This is a genomic window from Streptomyces sp. NPDC014656 (assembly GCF_043084305.1).
GTDB lineage: Bacteria > Actinomycetota > Actinomycetes > Streptomycetales > Streptomycetaceae > Streptomyces.
The window spans coordinates 452,079-471,265 of the sequence record NZ_JBIBZN010000002.1; the positions used below are offsets into that span (position 1 = coordinate 452,079).

The window sequence follows — 19,187 nt, forward strand, 5'->3', positions numbered from 1 at the left end:
GTATTCAGCACGGCGGGCACCGGCGGCACGACGTCCACGATCACAGGGTGGTCTCGGTCGGCTCGTGACCCGCTCCGGTGATCGTCGTCCCTCTCTCTTTACTCACCAGGGAGAGCCAGCTCGAACCATACGGTTTTCCCGGTACTGCCCTGGCGGGTCCCCCAGCGGCGTGCGGAACAGGCCACGAGACCGAGCCCGCGGCCCCCTTCGTCGTCGGGTCGCGCGGGCCGCTCGACGGGCGGATCCGGAAGCGGATCCGAGACCTCCACGAGGAGCGCGGAGTGCCGGGGCGGGGTGGTGGTGGCGCCCTCGGCCCGCAGGATGCGCACGCCGATGGGCCCGGAGGCGTACCGCAGCGAGTTGGTGACCAGCTCGCTGACCAGCAGGACGGCGATGTCCCCGACGGCCGCGTCGACCTCCCAGGAGCGGAGCGTCTCGCGCACGGCGTGGCGTGCGGTGCGCACCGCGTCGGCCTCCGCCGGGAAGGTCCACTCGGCGCGGGCGCCGTCGGTGTCGATCACACGCGATCACTTCCCCAAGCACGGTGCAGCAGGAAGAGGATCACCCTCTCCCGAGGGACCAATGGGGACATACCCGGAATCCGGGACGAAATATCCACCAGGGGGCGGCTGTGGGCGCACGGTGGCACGAACGGCGTAAGGGGCCGGACGCGCGCCGGGTTCAGGGGCGCGCGGCCGGGAGCCTGCGCGCCGCCTCCGCGACCGCAGGGCGGTCCTGGTCGAGCCAGTCCACGGTGTCCAGTTCGTCGCGGGCGAGCCAGCGCAGCGCGTCGTGGTCCTCCAGCGGGCGGGGCGTGCCGGAGAGCAGCCGGGCGGTCCACACCCGCAGGACGTAGCCGGGCTTGAGGGGCCATTCGCCGGGGATCCGCTCGCCGGGCTCGGTCTCGACGCCGAGCTCCTCGCGGAGTTCGCGGACGAGGGCGTCCTCGGGCCGCTCGCCGGGCTCGACCTTCCCGCCGGGCAGTTCCCAGCGGCCGGCGAGGTCGGCGGGGGCGCTGCGGCGGGCGGCGAGCAGTCGGCCGCCGTCGAGGAGGGCGGCCGCGACGACGACCACGGCACCGGTTCCGTGGTCGGGTCCGGTGCCGTGGTGCGTGGTGCTTTCGGTCATGCCCGCGAGGGTAGCCGGGACGTCAGGAGGCGGGGGCGGCGCGCTCCACCCGGTAGAGCCGCTCCCGGCCGGGGGCGTCGAGGGTGTCCGCGACCTTCTGGGCTTCGTCCTGGGTCGCGTACCGGCCCACCCGGTAGCGGTTGCCGTTGTCGTCCTGCCGTATCACGAGCCACGGGTGGACGGGGCCGCTGTCGGTCATCAGGCTTCTCCCTCCGCCGTGCCAGGCGTCACCAAGGATCTCCGGGAAACCGCAATCCGCATATGCCCGAGCTTACGCCTGACCTTCACGCAGCGGATATGGATTTTCACCAAGAGATACGGATCGGCCGGGAACCGACGGAAGGCGGCCGAAGGCCACATGCCGGGCGGCTCCGCCGGGACCGCCGGGACCGCCGGGACGTCGGCGTCGGCGTCGGTACGAGGACGGGCCGCGCGGCGCGGGCCGGCTCCTCGCGGCAGGCGCCTCCGCGGTCGGCGCCGAGCGAGCGGCACAGCGAGCGGACCGGGCCGGAGCGCACCGGGCCGTCGGCGAGGGCGGGCAGTTCGAGGCGGTCTCGCGCTCGACGCAGGTACGGGCGGCCCGTCCGCCGGCGGGGACGGCGCCGGGGCAGCTCACCGCGCCGGGGCGGGCGAGGTGGCAACGACCCTTCGCCGCGCGGGCGATCAGCGGGCGGAGAAGAAGGGCGAGGGTGAGGGTGAGGGCAAAAGCGAGCCCGGCGGCGAGCTTCGCGCAGCTACGGCAGGGGGGCTGGGGCGGCGAGCGCCAGGCACCGGAACGGTGGGTGACAGGCGGCGAGGGCGGGGCCGGGGCCCCCGGGTCAGCGGACCGGGAGGTGGTAGGAGAGGCGGTAGCGGTCCGCGGGGACCACCACGTCGGCGGTCTCCACGGGGAGGCCGGAGGCGTAGAAGGTGCGCTCGACGACCATGACCACGTGGCCGGGGACGCCGCCGAGGACGAGCAGCTCCTCGGCGAGGCCGGGGCGGGCGCCGACCTCCTCCACCACGTTGTCCACGACGACGTCGATCGCCGCCATCCGCTCGACCACGCCGCAGCCGCCGAGCGGCCCCTCCTCGGGGAGCATCACGGGGGTGCGGCCGGTGACGGCGAGCGGCTCCCAGGAGGTGGCGACCATCATGGCCTCGCCGCCGTCCCGGTAGACGTACCGCGTGCGCATCACGCGGTCGCCGGGCTCGATGCCCAGCCGCGCTGCGACCTCCCGGCCGGCCGCCTCCTGCTCGCTGCTCGCGTCCCAGGTGCCGCGCGCGCCCTCGGCCGCCTGCTCCTGCCGGAAGGGGGTGGCCCCGGTGGCGGGCCGGTAGCCGGAGCGGGCGACGCGGCGGGGCACCGGCCGCTCCCGCACGTACGTCCCCGAGCCGGAGCGGCCCTCGACGAGTCCCTCGGCCATGAGCACCTTGCGGGCCTCCAGCGCGACGGTGTCCGACACCCCGTACTCCTCGCGGATGCGTGCCTGCGAGGGAAGGCGGGTATGCGGCGGGAGCGAGCCGTTCGCGATCTTCTCCCGCAGATCGCTCGCCACGCGCAAATAGGCGGGCTGCTCACCGAACGTCACTGGACACTCCCCTCAGGTTGACAGACAGCTACAGACTGACAACCGAATGTGGCCATCCGCAAGCATGGGCCAGAGTTTCACCCGAAGTGATGAAGTGCGATCGACCCCGTCTCCCCTCTTGACCCCTATTGGTCTGGACCAATAACTTCCTGCTGCGCACGCCTCGCACGCTCCATCCCGCCTCGCACAGGAACGAGCCCATGCGTCCCAGAGTCCTGACCAAGCTGACCCTCGGCACGGCCGCGGCAGCCGCCCTCGCCCTCCTCGCCACCCTGGCCCCCGCCGCCGGCGCCCACCCCGGCCCGAACCCCCGGCCGCCCGCCGCCGAGCACGCCCTCAAGCGGGTCGGCTACTTCACCCAATGGGGCATCTACGGCCGGAACTTCCAGGTCAAGGACCTGGAGACGAGCGGCACCGCCGGCAAGCTCAGCCACATCAACTACGCCTTCGGCATCGTCGACAAGGCCGGCAAGTGCGTCATCGGCCCCGTCCCGGGCTCCGACCCCTGGGCCGACTACGTCCGCCCCGTCGACGCCGCCTCCTCCGTGGACGGCACGGCCGACACCGCGGAGCAGCCGCTCGCCGGCAACTTCAACCAGCTGCGCGAGCTGAAGGCCGGGCACCCGAACCTCAAGGTCATGATCTCGCTGGGCGGCTGGAGCGGTTCGGCGTACTTCTCCGACGCCGTGCGCACCCCCGAGTCCCGCAGGGCCCTGGTCTCCTCCTGCATCGACCTCTACATCAAGGGCAACCTCCCGCAGGACGGCGCCCGGGGCGGCGCCGGAGCGGCCGCCGGCCTCTTCGACGGCATCGACCTCGACTGGGAGTGGCCCGGCTCCGAGGGCAACCCGGGCAATGTCATCCGCCCCGAGGACAAGGTCAACTTCACCGCCCTGGTACGGGAGTTCCGCAACCAGCTGGACGCGTACGGGCGTTCGCTGCCGCAGCGCAAGCACTACGAGCTGAGCGCCTACGTGCCCACCGCCCCCGCGAAGATCGACGCGGGCTTCGAAGTCGCCAAGATCATGCGGGACTTCGACTTCGTGAACCTCCAGGGCTACGACTTCCACGTCTCCGGCGAGCAGACCACCGCCCAGCAGTCCGCGCTCTTCGCCAAGAACGACTGGAGCGTCGAGGGGACCGTCAGGTCCTGGCTGCGGCGCGGCGCCCCGGCGCACAAGCTCGTGGTCGGCATGCCGTTCTACGGCCAGGGCTGGACCGGCGTGACCGGCGGCGGCGACGGCCTCGGGCAGCCCGCCGCGGGCCCCGCCCCGGCGACCTGGGCGCCCGGCTCCGAGGACTACGAGAACCTCAGGAAGCTCGCGGAGTCGGGGACGTACACGCTCCACCGGGGCCACCGGAACGGGCACGCCTGGCTCTTCGACGGCACCACCCTGTGGACCTACGACGACCCGGCCGTGCTGCGCACCAAGGCGAACTGGGTCCGCACCCACGGGCTCGCCGGCGCGATGGTCTGGTCGCTGGACGGCGACACCGCCGACGGCGAGCTGATCGGCGCCATCGACCGCGGCCTCACCCGCCGCTGAGTCCTCGCCGCACCCCCCCGCTCCCCCGGGGCCGCCCCGTCGGCGGCTCCCGAGGGGCGCGGACCGGGCCGCCGGCGACGGCGGGCAGGGGCACGGGACGGCGGCTGGTCACGGGCCGCCGTCCCCGCCCCGGAGCCGCCTCCCGGCACCGGTGCCGGTCCGCACACGACGGGGCCGGGTCTCTCGCGCGGAGACCCGGCCCCGTCCGCGCGCGCCGGACGGGGCCGCGGCCGGACGGGGCCGGGGTAGGGCGGGGCCGAGGCCGGACGGAGCCGGGATCGGACGGGGCCGAGGTCGGACGGGGCCGGGGTCAGACGGAGCCGTGGTCCTCCGGGGCCTCCGGGGGCGTGGAGGTGAGGCCGAGGGCCTCGCGCGCGTCGGCCTCGGCCTCGCCCGACAGCAGCTCGAAGGCGCGGTCGTAGGCCTCCCAGAAGGCGTCCGCGTCCTCGGCCCGGGCGAGCTTCGCCCACTGCTTCGAGGCGGAGTCCAGGCCCTTCAGGTACGCGTCCACGGGGGCCCGCGCCGACTGCTCCCAGGTGCGGCCCCGGAGCCCGGAGCGCGCCGAGTCGACCGCCGCGCGCACGTCGGCGGCCCAGGCGCGGTTGGCCTCCAGGTCGTCCTCCGGGTCGTCCTCCGGCTCCCCGTAGGCGGCGTCCTCGATGGGGTTCACGTGGGTGAGGAAGGCCAGCTGGGCGGGGTCGAGGGTGGTCGCGTCGGAGCGCAGCGAGCCCGTGGTCCGCTCCTCGCCGCCGATGCCGCAGGCGATGCGGCGCTCGCCCTGGCGCCACGCCTGCCGGTCCGGGTAGTAGTACAGGCTCAGGGAGTCGGCGGTCAGCGCCCAGGTGTCGCGCACATAGGTGCCGGCCATGGCGTCGCAGCGCTCCTCGCCGAGCTCCTCCAGCTTCCGGTCGCCGGGCCAGCCGTCGAAGCCGGTGACCTCGAACCTGCCGGTGATCTCGCCGTCGTGGGGCTCGGCGCAGTCCACGACCCGGACGCCCAGGGTGTACTCGCCCTGCTCCACGTCGTCGAGGAAGCACTCCCCGGTGCGCAGCTCCATCGGCATGCGGGAGGAGGCCGCCTCCCGCATCCCGTCCCTGAACCCCCTTACGGCGTCCTGGACCTGACCGGTGACCAGACCGAGGAGGACGAGCAGGGTGCTGATCGAGGAGAGCACGGTGCCGGCGATCGCCAGCCCCTTGCCGCCCTGTCCCCGCCGCTTGATCTGCCGCAGCGAGAAGATCCCCAGGACGAGTCCGAGCGGCGGCAGGCAGCAGACGATCCCGCTGACGAGCGAGCCGATGGCGAGGCCGTTGGTGGTCGTCACCGGCCGCCCGTAGGGCCCGTACGGCCCCGGGACGCCCGTGTAGGGCATGCCGGGCGAGGTGTACGGCCCGGGCGCCGCGTACGGGCCGGAGGTCGGGTACGCGGCGGGAGCGGGCCCGGCGGGGGTGACGGGCGCGCCCGGCACGGGGGGTGTCCCCGGCTCGGACGGCTGGGGCTGCGGGGTCGGCTCCACGGGTGCGTGCTCCTGTTGGGGCGGTACGAACAGACGATCGGGCGGGCGCATCGTACGTGGTCCGGCCGAGGGGGCGGCCACGCGGGGCACGGCGGAGGGGCGGCCACCGGGTGGTGGCCGCCCCTCGTGTCTCAGCGGTCCGGACGGGTCTCAGCAGTCCGGATGGGTCTCAGCGGGCCGGACCGGTCCTGGCGGGCCGGACGGGGCCCGACGGGCCGGACCGGGCCCGGCGGGTCAGAACTGGAGCGCCCAGGAGTCGATCTTGCCGGTGTCGTAGCTGGCGTTGTCCGTCACGCGGAGCTTCCACGTGCCGTTGGCGGCCTCGGCGGAGGCGTTCACGGTGTAGGTGGTGTTGATGTTGTCCGCGCTGCCGCCGGTGCCGAAGCCCTTCAGCGTGTAGGCGGTGCCGTCGGGGGCGATCAGCTGGACCTGGAGGTCGCCGATGTAGGTGTGGGCGATGTTCACCGGGACCTGGAGGGCCGAGGGGGCGTTGCCGGTGACGCCGCTGACGGTGACCGGGGACTCGACGGTCGCGTTGTCGGCGATGGCGTAGTCGGCGGTGTTCTCGAACTTCGGGCCGGTGGGCGGCGGGGTGGTGGTGCCGCCGCCGACGAGGAGGAGCCTGTTCGGGGAGCCGGTGCCGGGGTTGGTGACGACGTTCGGCGTGGCGGCGGTGGTGAGGGCGGTGGAGACCTGCGCCGGGGTGGCGGTCGGGTTGGACCCGAGCCAGACGGCGGCGGCGCCGGCCACGTGGGGGGTGGCCATCGAGGTTCCGGAGATGGTGTTGGTGGCGGTGTCGCTGGAGTTCCAGGACGAGGTGATGGAGGAGCCGGGGGCGAAGATGTCCAGGACGGTGCCGTAGTTGGAGAAGCTGGAGCGGGCGTCGGTGCTCGTGGTGGAGCCGACGGTGATGGCCTCGGTGACCCGCGCGGGCGAGTAGTTGGAGGCGTTGGAGCTGTCGTTTCCGGCCGCGACCGCGTAGGTGATGCCGGCCGCGATGGAGTTGCGTACGGCCTGGTCGAGGACGGTGTCGACGCCGCCGCCGAGGCTCATGTTGGCGACGGCCGGCTTGACGGCGTTCCGCGTCACCCAGTCGATGCCGGCGACGACCTGGTCGGTGGTGCCGGAGCCGCTGTTGTCGAGGACGCGGACGCCGACGATCTTCGCCTTCTTGGCGACGCCGTAGGAGGAGCCCGCGACCGTACCGGCGACGTGGGTGCCGTGGCCGTGGCCGTCCTGGGCGGTGTTGTCGTTGTCGATGGCGTCGTAGCCGTTGGAGGCGCGGCCGCCGAAGTCGCTGTGGCTGATGCGGACGCCGGTGTCGATGATGTACGCGGTCACGCCCTGGCCCGCGCTGTCCGGGTAGGTGTAGCTCCGGTCCAGCGGGAGGGCCTTCTGGTCGATCCGGTCGAGGCCCCAGGACGGCGGGGAGGGCTGGGTGCCGTCGACGGTGAAGACGCGGTTCTGGACGACGGACTTCACGGCGGGGTCGGCGGCGAGCTTTCTGGCCTGCGCCTCGGAGAGCTCGATCGCGTAGCCGTTCACCGCCGAGGTGTACGTCCGCTTGATCGTGGCGCCGAACTTGCCGGGGACCGCGCGGCCCTTGGCGGTCTCGGCCGGGGCGGACTCGTCGAGGGTGACGATGTAGCTGCCCGGGATCGTGCCTTCGGCGCCGGCGTTCTCGATGACGCCCTCCGCGGCCGACGGAGCGGCGGTGGCGGGCAGGGCGGAGAGCGAGCCGAGGGCGAGCGCCGTGACGGCTATGGCCGCGGCGGTGGAGATCCGGCGACGCGATGAGCGCATCGATGCCATGTGAGGTGTCCTCCTCGTGGGGGTGCTCCCGTGGGGGTGGAGCCGAGTGACCTTCACTCACGGCAGGAACATGACAAGAAGATGAACGGTCCGGTGCGGACCCGCGGCTCCCGGCCGCCCTGCCGTCGCCGAAAGATTGACCGATCCATAGGAATCCCGCAAGAGGCACTGCGGCGCGGCAACTCCCTTGCAACAGAGCGGACATGACCGTCCGGTAGCTTCGGGAGGACGGCGCCGGGACCCCTCACCTGCGAAGGTCCGCGCCCCGGACGCCGGGCCCGGCCCCCTCGGCGGGGCCGGGAATTCACAGCGCCGTCACACGCGAGACGGGCCCGTCCCCGATCCCCCGGGAGACGGACCCGTCGTCATGAGCGCGACGCGGAAGGCTCAGAACTCGTCGGCGCCGTTGCGGAGTTCGGGCGTCCAGTAGCCAGTCTTCGCGACCGCCTCGTCGACCGCGAGGCCGCCCGCCGGAGCGGCGACCACGACGCTGCCCTCGGCCGGGCCGTCGGCGGCGAAGAGGTTCACGTTGAACTCCTTCACCACCTTGTTGTCCTCGTGGACACCGCCGTTGGAGACGCGCACGTTGGCGTACGCGGGCGCGCCCGGGTTCAGGACCACGGGGGCGGCCGGCTTGCTCTTGGCGACCGGCGGGACGTCCTTGGCCGTCTGGATCTCGCCGAAGGCGATGAGCGGGTGGCCGAGCAGGCGGCAGGCGCGGCCCGAGGTGTTGGTGGCGGTCAGGACGATGTGCTCGGTCGGCACCTCGTCGGCCTTCGCCGCGGTGATCTTCACGTCGCCGTGGGCGCAGACCGGCGCCGTGGCGTCGGAGGAGCCCTGGCCGGACTCCGCGCCACCGCCGGAGGCCGTCTCCCCCGTGGTCCCCCCGGTCGAGCCCTTCGCGGCGGCCGGAGCGGCGGAGGCGGTCGCGTCCCCCGAAGCGCCCGTGCCGCCGGTGGCACCCGTGGTTTCGGTGGTGCCCGTGGTGCCGGTGGTGCCCGTGGTGGCCGAGGACGACGGGGCGCCGGCCGAGGACGTGGCGCTGCCGGCGTCCTTCGCGGCGTCGTCCCCGCCGCAGGCGGTCAGGCCGAGCGAGGCGGCGGCGACGGCGGCGACGAGCAGGGCGGTCCTGGCGGTCCTGATGTGTGACGTACGCATGTCGGTGTTCCCCCGTGAAGCGTGGAGCGTGAAGCGGTCGGTTGTTGCCGAGTACAGCCTCCGCCCCGGCACTGCCGTACCGCTTGCGTATCGCTAACGCCCCGCCGCCAGCCGCGCGAGCCGCTCCGCCGCCCGCGCCGAACCCTCCGTGAAACCGGCCGCCTCCGCGTCGGCGGCGGCCCGTTCCAGCTGGTGGGCGGCCTCCTCCAGCCGCCCGATGCCGGCCAGCGCCTCGCCCCGCACGATCCGCAGCTGCGCCTGGACGACGACGGCGTCGGGCGCGACGAGTTCCCCGGCGCGAAGGACGTGCGCCAGCGCCTCCTCGTACTCCCCCGCCCGCAGGCAGTGCCCGGCCAGGTGCTGGAGGGTCAGCACCTGCGTGGACGGGTGCCCGGTCCGGTCGGCGAGCGCGACCGCCTCCGTCATCAGGGCGCGGGCCCGGCCGCACTCGCCGGTGGCGTCGAGGACGGCCGCGTGGTTGACGACGGCGATGGCCTCGCTGACCGGATCGCCGGCCAGCGCGGCGAGCGCGGGCGCCCGCTCCAGATGGACGAGCGCCTCCTCGTGCCGCCCCTCCTCGTGCAGGATCCAGCCGAGCAGCGCCCGCGTCCGGGACTGCGCGTCCGGGTCGCCGACCGCGTCGGCCGAGGCGAGCCCCGCCTCCAGGAGCGGGGTCCAGCCGTCCTGGAGCCGCATCAGCATCAGCGGCCAGGCCATCAGGGCCAGCCGCCAGGCCCGGTCGTGCAGCCCGAGCGCGGCGGAGGCGGCCACGGCCCCCTCCAGGGCGGGGCGTTCGGCCGCGTACCAGTCGAGGGCGGCGGCGCGGCCCTCGAACTCCGGGATCGCTGCGGGCCTGCGCGCGTCGGCGGGCAGCGCGTAGCAGGGCTGCGAGCCGGGCTCGGCCGCCGCGTCGGCCGCGAGGCCCGTGTACAGGTAGTGGTCGAGGAGCCGGCGCAGCCCCTCCGGGTCGGCCTGCGCCGCGAGTCCGCGCGCGTAGAGGCGGACGAGGTCGTGCGGGGTCCAGCGGCCGGGCACCGCCTCCGTGAGGAGGTGGGCGGCGGCCAGCCGCTCCAGGTCGGCCGCGGCCCGCGCGGGCGTGGTGCCGGTGAGCGCGGCGGCGGCGAAGTGGTCCAGGTCGGAACCGGTGTGCAGGCCGAGGGCGCGGAAGGCGCGGGCGGCGGACTCGGGCAGCTGCTGCACGGTGAGCCGCAGCGCGGCGGAGACGCCGACGTCCTCGACGTCGAGGAGGGCCAGCCTGCCCTGCTCGCAGGCGAGTTCGCCGACCATCGCGCCGAGCGAGCGCTGCGGGCGCTCGGCGAGCCGGGCGGCCGTCACCCGCAGGGCCAGCGGCAGCCCGTCGCAGAGTCCGGCGAGCCGGGCCGCCGCGTCCGGTTCGGCGGCGACCCGCTCCTCGCCGAGCACGGTCGCGAGGAGCGCCGTCGCGTCGTCCTGCGGCAGCTGGCCGAGCGGCACCGGGCGGGCGGCGTCCGAGGCGATCAGCCCGCCGAGCCGGTCCCGGCTGGTCACCACGGTCACGCAGTGCTCGCCGCCGGGCAGCAGCGGCCGGACCTGCTCGGAGGAGCGGGCGTTGTCCAGGACGACGAGGATCCGGCGGCCGGCCGTGAGGCTGCGGAAGAGCGCCCCGCGCCCCAAGGCGGTCTCCGGCACCCGCTGCTGCGGCACGCCGAGCGCGAGCAGGAACTCCCGCAGCACGACCCCCGTCTCGGGCGCCGGGGTGTCGCTGAAGCCGCGCAGGTCGGCGAAGAGCCGCCCGTCGGGGAAGCGGGCCCGCCGCCGGTGCGCCCAGTGCACGGCGAAGGCCGTCTTGCCGACCCCGGCGGCCCCGGTCACCAGGCACACGGCCCCGTCCCCGCCACCGGCCGCCCGGTCGAGCACCGCGCCCTCGGCGTCCCGCCCGGTGAAGCCGCGCGGCGCCCTCGGCAGCAGCTCGGGCACGGCGTCGGGCTCCGGCAGCGGCGTCTCGGACACCGGCGCGGGAGCGGTCGCCGGGACGAGGACCGCCCCCGCCTCCCGCAGCAGCCCCGCGTACGTCTCGCTCAGCACCGCGCCCGGGTCCACGCCCAGCTCCTCGGCGAGCAGCCGGCGGGTGCGGTGGTACCAGTCGAGCGCGTCCGACCTGCGGCCCGCCCGGGCCAGCGCCGTCATGAGCGCGGCGGCCAGCGACTCGCGCAGCGGGTGCGCGACGGCCTCGGTCCGCAGGACGGCGGCGGCCCGGCCGTGCTCGCCGAGCTTCCCGTACGCCTCCGCCAGCGCCTCCACCGAGGTGAGCCGCAGCTCCTCCAGGGCGGTGGCGGCGGCCTCCAGCGGGCCGCTCGGCACGGTGCCGGTGAGCGCGGGCCCCTGCCAGTACGACAGCGCCTCCCGCAGCATCCGCACGCTGTCGGCCGCGTGCCGCTGCGCGCCGGCGAGCCCCACCAGCTCCTCGAACCGGTGCGCGTCCACCAGCGACTCGGGCATCCGCAGCAGGTACGCCGAGCCCTGCGTCGTGAGCTCCACCCCGTACGCCTCGGCCCCGTGCGCGGCGAGCAGCGCCCGCAGCCGCGACACGTGCCCCTGGAGCACCGTCTTCGCGTGCGTGGGAGGCTCGTCCTCCCACAGCGCGTCCATCAGCCCCGTCACGTTCACGGCCGTGTTGGGGCGCAGCAGCAGGGCGGCCAGCAGACTGGTCCGCTTGGCCGGCCCCGCGGCGATGTCGCCGCCCTCCGTCACGACCGCGACGGACCCGAGCAGCCGGAACTCCACCCGTACCTCCGCGTCAATCTCCCCCGCTGCCCCCGCCACCAGACAATACGCGCCGCCCCACCCCCCACCTGCACCGATCCCGCCCCCACCCCCCGATTAGGCCGAAACCAGCGGCCCCACCCCCACCCTCCAGCCGCCCGGCCCGACTTCCCACGAGCACCCCGCGGGCCCTCCCCCCGCCCGGCCGAGCGCCAAAAAGGCCGCCCACCCCACGTCTCCGCAGGTCGGACGGCCTCTCGCCGGACGGGTCAGACGTTGAAGCGGAACTCCACCACGTCGCCGTCCTGCATGACGTACTCCTTGCCCTCCATGCGGGCCTTGCCGGCCGCGCGGGCTTCGGCGACCGAGCCGGTGGCCACCAGGTCGGCGAAGGAGATGACCTCGGCCTTGATGAAGCCCTTCTGGAAGTCGGTGTGGATGACACCGGCCGCCTCGGGGGCCGTGGCGCCCTTCTTGATCGTCCAGGCGCGGGACTCCTTCGGGCCCGCCGTGAGGTAGGTCTGGAGGCCGAGGGTGTCGAAGCCGACGCGGGCGAGGGTGGCGAGGCCGGGCTCCTCGGCGCCGACGGACTGGAGGAGCTCCATGGCGTCCTCCTCGTCGAGCTCGGCGAGGTCCTGCTCCAGCTTGGCGTTGAGGAAGATCGCCTCGGCCGGGGCGACGAGGGCGCTCTGCTCGGCCTTGAAGGCGTCGTCGGTGAGCTCGTCCTCGTCGACGTTGAAGACGTAGAGGAAGGGCTTGGTGGTGAGGAGGTGGAGGTCGTGGAGGAGCTCCGCCTTCTCCGAGCCCTGGACGATGCCCTGCGAGAAGAGGGTGTCGCCCTTCTCCAGGATCGCCTGGGCGGCCTCGACGGCGGCGACCTTGGGCGCCGTGTCCTTCTTGATCCGCATCTCCTTCTGGAGGCGCGGGAGGACCTTCTCGATGGTCTGGAGGTCGGCGAGGATCAGCTCGGTGTTGATCGTCTCGATGTCGTCCTTCGGCGAGACCTTGCCGTCGACGTGCACGACGTTCTCGTCCTTGAAGGCGCGGATGACCTGGCAGATCGCGTCCGACTCGCGGATGTTGGCGAGGAACTTGTTGCCCAGGCCCTCGCCCTCGCTCGCGCCGCGCACGATGCCGGCGATGTCGACGAAGTCGACGGTGGCCGGGAGGACGCGCTGCGAGCCGAAGATCTCGGCGAGCTTCGTCAGGCGGGCGTCGGGGACACCGACGACGCCGACGTTCGGCTCGATCGTGGCGAACGGGTAGTTGGCCGCCAGCACGTCGTTCTTGGTCAGGGCGTTGAACAGGGTCGACTTGCCGACATTCGGCAGGCCGACGATTCCGATCGTGAGCGACACGGTGGCGACTTCCCTAGATACGGATGATGGGTCGATCCCCCAGTTTACGGGGGGTCCGGCGCGGGCCTCACCGGCCGCCGGGGACGGGCTTCGGCCCACTTCGGTCGACTTCGGTCGAACTACGCCCCCAAGGTCACCCAAAGGGCGTGTCCCGGGCCCCTCCCGGCGCGTCCCGCCCTACGTTGGTGAGGTGGAGCAGCACAGGACAAGTCAGCCGCGAGGCCGCCGACGGCCGCAGACCCCCCTCACGCCGCCCGCCGCGCTCGTGGAGGTGGAGGGAGCCGGAGCGGGGCCGGGGGCGGCCACCGTCTACCGGGTCGGCGCCCCGGCGACCGCGCGGCGGCCCGCGCCACCCGTGGTGCAGGCCCTGCGGCGGCTGCCCTCGCCCCGGCTGACCGGGCTCGGCGCGGGGCTCTTCGCCTCGGCCGCGATGCTCCTCGTCGGCTTCCTGGACTGGCTGGTCCTGGACGGTTCGCCGCTGGCGTTCGGCCTGCTGTTCCTGCCCGTGAGCGCGCTCACCGCGCTCTGGGTGCGCACCGCCGACCTGGTCACCGCGCCGATCGCCGTCCCGATCGCCTTCGCCGTCGGCGTCGTGCCGATCGCGGGCGGCGCCGGCGGCTTCGGCGGCCAGGCCATGGCCGTGGTCACCGCCCTCGCGGTGCACGCCGGCTGGCTGTACGGCGGGACGCTGATCGCCGGGGTCATCGCGAGCGTGCGGAAGGTGCGGGAGATGGGGCGGCGCCGTCGCCGGCCGGCGGGCCCGGTCGCTCCGGGCGCCGCCGTACGCGGTCCCGCCGCCGCGGGCCCCGCCCGCCGCAACCCGGCCGCCGCCCGCGGCCGCCGCCCGGCCCCGTAACCGCCCGGCGCCGGGACCGTACGCCCCTGAGGTACGCCCCTGAGGCCGGACGGACGGACGCCCCGCGCCGACCGCGCCCCCTCTGCGGCCGGCCGCCCTCGGGGCGGTGCGCCCTCGTAACGGGCCACTTCGGAGCGGTACGCCCCCGCGACCGGCAGCTCTCGGAGCCGTACGTCCTCATGACCGGCCGCCTCGGAGCCGTACGTCCCCGGGACCGGCCACCCCCGTGACGGGCTGCCCTCGGAGCCGTACGCCCCCGTGGCGGCCGCCCTCCGGGCCGTACGCCCTCCGGTCGCGCGGGCGTCGTGGTCGGCGGCCGTGCCGGTCCGCCCCCGCGGGTCTACCTCGCCGCGTGGGCGGCCATCGCCGCGCCGACGATTCCCGCGTCGTTGCGCAGTTCCGCGGGGACGATCTCGGCGCGGATGCCGTCGAGGTAGGGCAGGAACTTGTCGGCCTTGCGGCTGACTCCGCCGCCGAGGATGAACAGCTCCGGGGAGAAGAGCATCTCCACGTGGGCGAGGTACTTCCTCAGGCGCTTGGTGGCCCAGTGCTCCCAGGTCAGCTCCTCGTCCTCGCGTGCCTTGGAGGAGGCGCGCTTCTCGGCGTCGTGGCCCTTGAGCTCCAGGTGGCCCAGTTCCGTGTTGGGGACCAGGCGGCCGTCGGTGAAGACGGCGGAGCCGATGCCGGTGCCGAGGGTCAGCAGGATCACCGTGCCGGTGCGGCCCCGGCCCGCGCCGAAGGTCATCTCGGCGACGCCGGCCGCGTCGGCGTCGTTGAGGACGGTGACCGGGAGTCCGCCGACGGCCGCGCCGATGAGCGCGCCGGCGTCGGTGTCGATCCAGGACGGGTCGACGTTCGCGGCGGTGCGGACCGTGCTGCCGGTGACGACACCGGGGAAGGTGACGCCGATGGGGCCGGTCCAGCCGAAGTGCGCGACGACCTCCGCGACGCGGCCCGCGACGTCCTGGGGCGTCGCGGGCTGCGGGGTGAGGATTTTGTGGCGCTCCTCGGTGAGCGCGCCGCGCCCCAGGTCCACGGGGGCGCCCTTGATGCCCGAGCCGCCGATGTCCACTCCGAAGACGTTCATGGACTCAAGCTAACCGGGCGGACCGGGTCCTACTCCTCGACGAGCCCGGCGGCCTCGGCGCGCAGGTCGCGGCGGAGCTCCTTGGGGAGGGAGAAGGTGAGGTGCTCCTCGGCGGTCTTCACCAGCTCCACGTCGACGTAGCCGCGCTGCGCGAGCCACTCCAGGACCTCCTGGACCAGCACGTCGGGCACGGAGGCGCCGGAGGAGAGGCCGACCGAGGTGACGCCCTCCAGCCAGGCCTCGTCGATCTCGCTCGCGAAGTCGACCAGGTGGGCGGCGGGGACGCCGGCCTGCTTGGCGACCTCGACCATGCGGATCGAGTTCGAGGAGTTCCTGGAGCCGACGACGATGACGAGCTCGGCCTGGCCGGCCAGCTCCTTGATCGCCAACTGGCGGTTCTGCGTGGCGTAGCAGATGTCGTCCGACGGAGGGGAGATCAGCTGCGGGAACTTGTCCTTGAGCGCGTCGACCGTCTCCATGGTCTCGTCGACCGAGAGCGTGGTCTGGGAGAGCCAGACCACGCGGGAGGGGTCGCGGACCTCGACCTTGGCGACGTCCTCGGGGCCGTCGACGAGCTGGATGTGGTCGGGGGCCTCGCCGGAGGTGCCGATGACCTCCTCGTGGCCCTCGTGGCCGATGAGGAGGATGTCGAAGTCCTCCTTGGCGTACCGGATGGCCTCCTTGTGGACCTTGGTGACCAGCGGGCAGGTCGCGTCGATCGTCGCGAGCCGGCCCTGGCGGGCCTCCTCGTGGACGGTCGGGGCGACGCCGTGCGCGGAGAACATCACGATGTTGCCCGGCGGGACCTCGGTGGCCTGGTCGACGAAGATCGCGCCCTTCCGCTCCAGCGTCTGGACCACGTACTTGTTGTGCACGATCTCGTGGCGGACGTAGACGGGGGCCCCGTACTGCTCCAGGGCCTTCTCCACGGCGATCACGGCACGGTCCACGCCCGCGCAGTAGCCGCGGGGAGCGGCGAGCAGGACACGCTTCGGGCGGTCGGTCGCGGTCCGGTCCGCGGGGGCGGGCTCGGGCGTCGGCGCGGGCGTTGCAGTCATGCGTCCCATCGTAAGGCCGCGTCGGTGAGCGGTTGGAGCGCGACCTTGTCCGAAACTGGCGCCATGGCTGAGAACGCGCAGGTGGACGGGGAGACGGCGGGGCCGTCGGACCACTCGGGGCTCCGGCGGACGCTCGGGTTCCGCGACCTCGTCGTGTACGGGCTGCTGTTCATCGCGCCGATGGCCCCGGTCGGCGTCTTCGGCACGCTCGACGCGAAGTCCCACGGCGCGGTCGCACTGGTGTACGTCGTGGCGACGGTGGCCATGGCGTTCACGGCCTTCAGCTACGCGCAGATGGTCCGGGTCGCCCCGCAGGCCGGCTCGGTCTTCGCGTACGCGCGCAAGGGGCTCGGCGAGGGGCCCGGCTTCGTCGCCGGCTGGATGGCGATGCTCGACTACCTGCTGATCCCGGCCGTCGCCTACCTCTTCGCGGGGATCGCGATGGAGGCGCTGGTGCCCGGGGTGCACCGGTGGGTGTGGACGGGCATCGCGGTGGTGGTGACCACCCTGCTCAACCTGTGGGGGGTGCGGGCCGCCGCCCGGGTCGGCTTCGCGGTCCTCGCGATGGAGATCGTGGTGCTGCTGGTCTTCGTGGTGTCGGCGGTGGTGGTGCTCGTACGGGACGGGGCGCAGCGCGACTGGTGGTCGCCGCTCGCCGGCGACGGGACCTTCTCGCTCGCGGCGGTCGTCGGCGCGGTGTCGGTGGCGGTCCTGTCGTACCTCGGCTTCGACGCGATCGCGGCCTTCGCGGAGGAGGTCACCGGCGGCTCGGCGAAGGTGGCGCGGGCCCTGCTCTTCTGCCTGGTGCTCGCGGGCGCCCTCTTCATCGCCCAGACCTGGCTGGTGGCGCTGCTCGAACCGGTCTCCTCGGCGGAGCTGGCGGCCGATCCGGCGAAGCAGGGCTCCGCCTTCTACGACGCCGTGGACAGCTCGGTCGGCGGCTGGCTGCACGACCTGGTGGCCGTCTCCAAGGCGATCGGCGCGGCCTTCGCCGCGCTGGCCGGGCAGGCGGCCGGCGGCCGGCTGCTCTTCGCGATGGGCCGCGAGGGGCGGCTGCCGCACGCGCTGGCGCGGACCGACTCGGGCGTGCCCCGGGTGGCGCTGCTGGTGTCGGCGGCGGTGACGATGGTCGCGGCGCTGTGGGCGGCCGGGCGGGACGACGGCCTGGACCACCTGGTGTCGGTGGTCGACGTCGGCGCCCTGACGGCCTTCGTCCTGCTGCACGCGAGCGTCGTCGGCTGGTTCGCGGTCCGGCGCGCGGAGGGCCCGCCGCACTGGCTGAAGCACGTGGTCCTGCCGGTGGCCGGCGCGGCGATCCTGATCGCGGTGATCGTGGAGGCGTCGGTGCAGGCGCAGGTGGTCGGCGTCATCTGGCTGGGCGTGGGCCTGGTCGTACTCGCCGTCCAGGGCGCGGGGCGGGGACCGGCCGGGGCGTGAGGCGCCGGGCCGGGGGCGGGCCGGGGGCGGGGCGGGCGGCGGCGGGGAGTGCGGGGCGGGGCGTACGGAGGCTGGGCGTTCCGGGGCGGGGCGGGGCGTACGAAGGCGGGGTGTCCCGGGGCGGGCGGCGCGGGGGCGGGGCGGGCGGGCGGCGGGCGGTCCGGGGCGGGCGCTCCGGTGGTCCGGGGCGGACGCTCCGGTGGTCCGGGGCGGACGCTCCGGCGGTCCGGGGCCCAGGCGGCGGCCCGGGCGCGGCGGGCTCGGGTGGGGCCGTGCGGCGGCCTGGGTGGGGGCTGTGTGGCGGCTCGCGTGGGGGCCGTGCGGCGGTGACGTTGTCGGAGGGCGCCGTTACGCTCGGTTCATGGGTATGACTACGTCCGCCGAAGCGCCGCTTCCCGTCGGTGAGGTCTCCCGGATGATCGGGGGGTGGATCGACCGGCTGGGGGCGATCTGGGTCGAGGGGCAGATCACGCAGCTCTCACGGCGCCCCGGGGCCGGGGTCGTCTTCCTGACGCTGCGGGACCCCTCGTACGACATCTCGATCGGGGTGACCTGCTACCGCCAGGTCTTCGACGCGGTGGCCGACGTCGTCTCGGAGGGCGCGCGGGTCGTCGTGCACGCCAAGCCGGAGTGGTACGCGCCGCGCGGCCAGCTGTCGCTGCGGGCCGTGGAGATCAAGCCGGTCGGGATCGGCGAGCTGCTGGCCCGCCTGGAGCAGCTGAAACGGGGGCTCGCGGCCGAGGGGCTGTTCGCGCTCGACCGGAAGAAGCCGCTGCCGTTCCTGCCGCAGCTGATCGGCCTGGTCTGCGGCCGGGCCTCGGCGGCCGAGCGGGACGTGCTGGAGAACGCGCGGCGGAGGTGGCCCGCCGTCCGCTTCGAGGTGCGGAACGTCCCGGTGCAGGGCGTGAAGGCGGTGCCGCAGGTGATCCAGGCGGTCCAGGAGCTGGACGCGCACGAGGAGGTGGACGTGATCGTGGTGGCCCGGGGCGGCGGCAGCGTCGAGGACCTGCTGCCCTTCTCGGACGAGCAGCTGGTCCGGGCGGTCGCCGCGTGCCGGACGCCGGTGGTGTCCGCGATCGGGCACGAGCCGGACTCCCCGCTGCTCGACCTGGTGGCGGACCTGCGCGCCTCCACGCCGACCGACGCCGCGAAGAAGGTCGTCCCGGACGTGGGCGAGGAGCTGGAGCGGGTGCGGGGGCTGCGCGACCGGGCGCTGCGCACGGTCCGGGGTCTGCTGGAGCGCGAGGAGCGGGGGCTCGCGCACGCGCTGGCCCGGCCGGTGATGGAGCACCCGCAGCGGATGGTGGAGGTCAGGGAGGACGAGCTGGACGCGCTCCTGGCGCGGAGCCGGCGGGTGCTCGGGCACCTCCTCGACCGGGCGGATTCGGAGCTGGCGCACACCCGGGCGCGGGTCCGGGCGCTCTCCCCCGCGGCCACCCTGGAGCGCGGGTACGCGGTGCTCCAGCGGGCGGACGGCTCGGTGGTCCGCGCGGAGTCGGACGTGGCGGAGGGCGAGGAGCTGCGGGCCCGGGTGGCCGAGGGCGAGTTCACGGTGCGCCGGGCCTGAGGGGCCCGGGGCGGGACCACGGGAGCCGGCGCGGGCCGGCGGGAGTCACGGAGGACGGAGAAGAGATGGCGAGCGGTACGAAGACGGCGGCGGCGCCCGGTTACGAGCAGGCGCGCGACGAGCTGATCGAGGTCGTCCGGCGCCTGGAGGCGGGCGGGACCACCCTGGAGGAGTCACTGGCGCTCTGGGAGCGCGGGGAGGAACTGGCGAAGGTCTGCCGGCACTGGCTGGAGGGCGCCCGCGCCCGGCTCGACGCCTCGCTGGCGGCCGAGCGCGAGGAGGAGGACGGGGAGGACGGGGAGGAGTAGGGGGAGGAACCGGGGCGCGGCGGGGGCCGGGGCCGGTCCCGC

16 protein-coding genes are annotated in these 19,187 nt (G+C 74.6%); 5 read left to right on the forward strand and 11 right to left on the reverse strand.

Features of this window, described 5'->3' with window-relative positions; translation table 11 throughout:
* Positions 1–98: 98 nt before the first annotated feature.
* From ACF1ED_RS05870 to ACF1ED_RS05885, 4 genes are all read right to left on the reverse strand, one after another.
* Complete coding sequence (locus ACF1ED_RS05870; RefSeq protein ID WP_391757134.1) at positions 99–521, reverse strand: ATP-binding protein; 423 nt, start codon at positions 519–521, stop codon at positions 99–101.
* Positions 522–681: 160 nt separating this feature from the next.
* On the reverse strand, positions 682–1,128 hold the full coding sequence (locus ACF1ED_RS05875) for a (deoxy)nucleoside triphosphate pyrophosphohydrolase (RefSeq protein ID WP_391757135.1): 447 nt from the start codon (positions 1,126–1,128) through the stop codon (positions 682–684).
* Positions 1,129–1,150: 22 nt separating this feature from the next.
* Positions 1,151–1,327 carry an SPOR domain-containing protein gene (locus ACF1ED_RS05880; protein ID WP_391757136.1) on the reverse strand — a complete coding sequence of 59 codons (177 nt, stop codon included), beginning with the start codon at positions 1,325–1,327 and terminating at the stop codon, positions 1,151–1,153.
* 619 nt (positions 1,328–1,946) lie between these two features.
* Complete coding sequence (locus ACF1ED_RS05885; RefSeq protein WP_391757137.1) at positions 1,947–2,699, reverse strand: GntR family transcriptional regulator; 753 nt, start codon at positions 2,697–2,699, stop codon at positions 1,947–1,949.
* A gap of 200 nt (positions 2,700–2,899) precedes the next feature.
* On the opposite strand from ACF1ED_RS05885, the gene ACF1ED_RS05890 reads away from it, so the two are divergent.
* Complete coding sequence (locus ACF1ED_RS05890) at positions 2,900–4,246, forward strand: glycoside hydrolase family 18 protein (protein ID WP_391757138.1); 1,347 nt, start codon at positions 2,900–2,902, stop codon at positions 4,244–4,246.
* 310 nt (positions 4,247–4,556) lie between these two features.
* Here ACF1ED_RS05890 and ACF1ED_RS05895 read toward each other — a convergent pair whose 3' ends face one another.
* The 5 genes from ACF1ED_RS05895 to ychF form a co-directional block, all read right to left on the reverse strand.
* Positions 4,557–5,762, reverse strand: a complete 1,206-nt coding sequence (locus ACF1ED_RS05895; protein ID WP_391757139.1) for a DUF4190 domain-containing protein — start codon at positions 5,760–5,762, stop codon at positions 4,557–4,559.
* A 234-nt stretch (positions 5,763–5,996) separates the two neighbouring features.
* Positions 5,997–7,574, reverse strand: a complete 1,578-nt coding sequence (locus ACF1ED_RS05900; RefSeq protein WP_391757140.1) for a S8 family peptidase — start codon at positions 7,572–7,574, stop codon at positions 5,997–5,999.
* Between the two features lie 387 nt (positions 7,575–7,961).
* Positions 7,962–8,732 carry a DUF4232 domain-containing protein gene (locus ACF1ED_RS05905; protein WP_391757141.1) on the reverse strand — a complete coding sequence of 257 codons (771 nt, stop codon included), beginning with the start codon at positions 8,730–8,732 and terminating at the stop codon, positions 7,962–7,964.
* Positions 8,733–8,825: 93 nt separating this feature from the next.
* On the reverse strand, positions 8,826–11,495 hold the full coding sequence (locus ACF1ED_RS05910) for a BTAD domain-containing putative transcriptional regulator (RefSeq protein ID WP_391757142.1): 2,670 nt from the start codon (positions 11,493–11,495) through the stop codon (positions 8,826–8,828).
* Between the two features lie 248 nt (positions 11,496–11,743).
* On the reverse strand, positions 11,744–12,832 hold the full coding sequence (gene ychF / locus ACF1ED_RS05915; RefSeq protein ID WP_391757143.1) for a redox-regulated ATPase YchF: 1,089 nt from the start codon (positions 12,830–12,832) through the stop codon (positions 11,744–11,746).
* Positions 12,833–13,022: 190 nt separating this feature from the next.
* On the opposite strand from ychF, the gene ACF1ED_RS05920 reads away from it, so the two are divergent.
* Positions 13,023–13,688 carry a DUF6542 domain-containing protein gene (locus ACF1ED_RS05920; protein WP_391757144.1) on the forward strand — a complete coding sequence of 222 codons (666 nt, stop codon included), beginning with the start codon at positions 13,023–13,025 and terminating at the stop codon, positions 13,686–13,688.
* Between the two features lie 340 nt (positions 13,689–14,028).
* Here ACF1ED_RS05920 and ppgK read toward each other — a convergent pair whose 3' ends face one another.
* Together ppgK and ACF1ED_RS05930 are read right to left on the reverse strand one after the other, a co-directional pair.
* Positions 14,029–14,775, reverse strand: a complete 747-nt coding sequence (ppgK, locus tag ACF1ED_RS05925; RefSeq protein WP_391757145.1) for a polyphosphate--glucose phosphotransferase — start codon at positions 14,773–14,775, stop codon at positions 14,029–14,031.
* A gap of 29 nt (positions 14,776–14,804) precedes the next feature.
* Positions 14,805–15,842 (reverse strand): 4-hydroxy-3-methylbut-2-enyl diphosphate reductase, encoded by a 1,038-nt coding sequence (locus ACF1ED_RS05930; RefSeq protein WP_391757146.1) that lies wholly within the window; start codon positions 15,840–15,842, stop codon positions 14,805–14,807.
* 54 nt (positions 15,843–15,896) lie between these two features.
* Between ACF1ED_RS05930 and ACF1ED_RS05935 the strand changes: the two genes are divergently transcribed.
* The 3 genes from ACF1ED_RS05935 (at position 15,897) to ACF1ED_RS05945 (ending at position 19,145) form a co-directional block, all read left to right on the forward strand.
* Positions 15,897–17,270, forward strand: a complete 1,374-nt coding sequence (locus ACF1ED_RS05935) for an APC family permease (protein WP_391757147.1) — start codon at positions 15,897–15,899, stop codon at positions 17,268–17,270.
* Between the two features lie 361 nt (positions 17,271–17,631).
* A complete protein-coding gene (gene xseA / locus ACF1ED_RS05940) occupies positions 17,632–18,837 on the forward strand; it encodes an exodeoxyribonuclease VII large subunit (RefSeq protein WP_391757148.1) in 1,206 nt (401 codons plus the stop codon).
* Between the two features lie 65 nt (positions 18,838–18,902).
* Positions 18,903–19,145 (forward strand): exodeoxyribonuclease VII small subunit, encoded by a 243-nt coding sequence (locus tag ACF1ED_RS05945; protein WP_391757149.1) that lies wholly within the window; start codon positions 18,903–18,905, stop codon positions 19,143–19,145.
* Positions 19,146–19,187 lie beyond the last annotated feature (42 nt).

Excerpts from the sequence above, each read along its gene's own strand:
- ACF1ED_RS05880 (WP_391757136.1), bottom strand. The coding sequence starts at position 1,327 with ATGACCGACAGCGGCCCCGTCCACCCGTGGCTCGTGATACGGCAGGAC.
- ACF1ED_RS05905 (WP_391757141.1), bottom strand. The coding sequence starts at position 8,732 with ATGCGTACGTCACACATCAGGACCGCCAGGACCGCCCTGCTCGTCGCC.
- ACF1ED_RS05900 (WP_391757140.1), bottom strand. The coding sequence starts at position 7,574 with ATGGCATCGATGCGCTCATCGCGTCGCCGGATCTCCACCGCCGCGGCC.
- ppgK (WP_391757145.1), bottom strand. The coding sequence starts at position 14,775 with ATGAACGTCTTCGGAGTGGACATCGGCGGCTCGGGCATCAAGGGCGCC.
- ACF1ED_RS05945 (WP_391757149.1), top strand. The coding sequence starts at position 18,903 with ATGGCGAGCGGTACGAAGACGGCGGCGGCGCCCGGTTACGAGCAGGCG.
- xseA (WP_391757148.1), top strand. The coding sequence starts at position 17,632 with ATGGGTATGACTACGTCCGCCGAAGCGCCGCTTCCCGTCGGTGAGGTC.
- ACF1ED_RS05935 (WP_391757147.1), top strand. The coding sequence starts at position 15,897 with ATGGCTGAGAACGCGCAGGTGGACGGGGAGACGGCGGGGCCGTCGGAC.
- ACF1ED_RS05890 (WP_391757138.1), top strand. The coding sequence starts at position 2,900 with ATGCGTCCCAGAGTCCTGACCAAGCTGACCCTCGGCACGGCCGCGGCA.
- ACF1ED_RS05930 (WP_391757146.1), bottom strand. The coding sequence starts at position 15,842 with ATGGGACGCATGACTGCAACGCCCGCGCCGACGCCCGAGCCCGCCCCC.
- ACF1ED_RS05875 (WP_391757135.1), bottom strand. The coding sequence starts at position 1,128 with ATGACCGAAAGCACCACGCACCACGGCACCGGACCCGACCACGGAACC.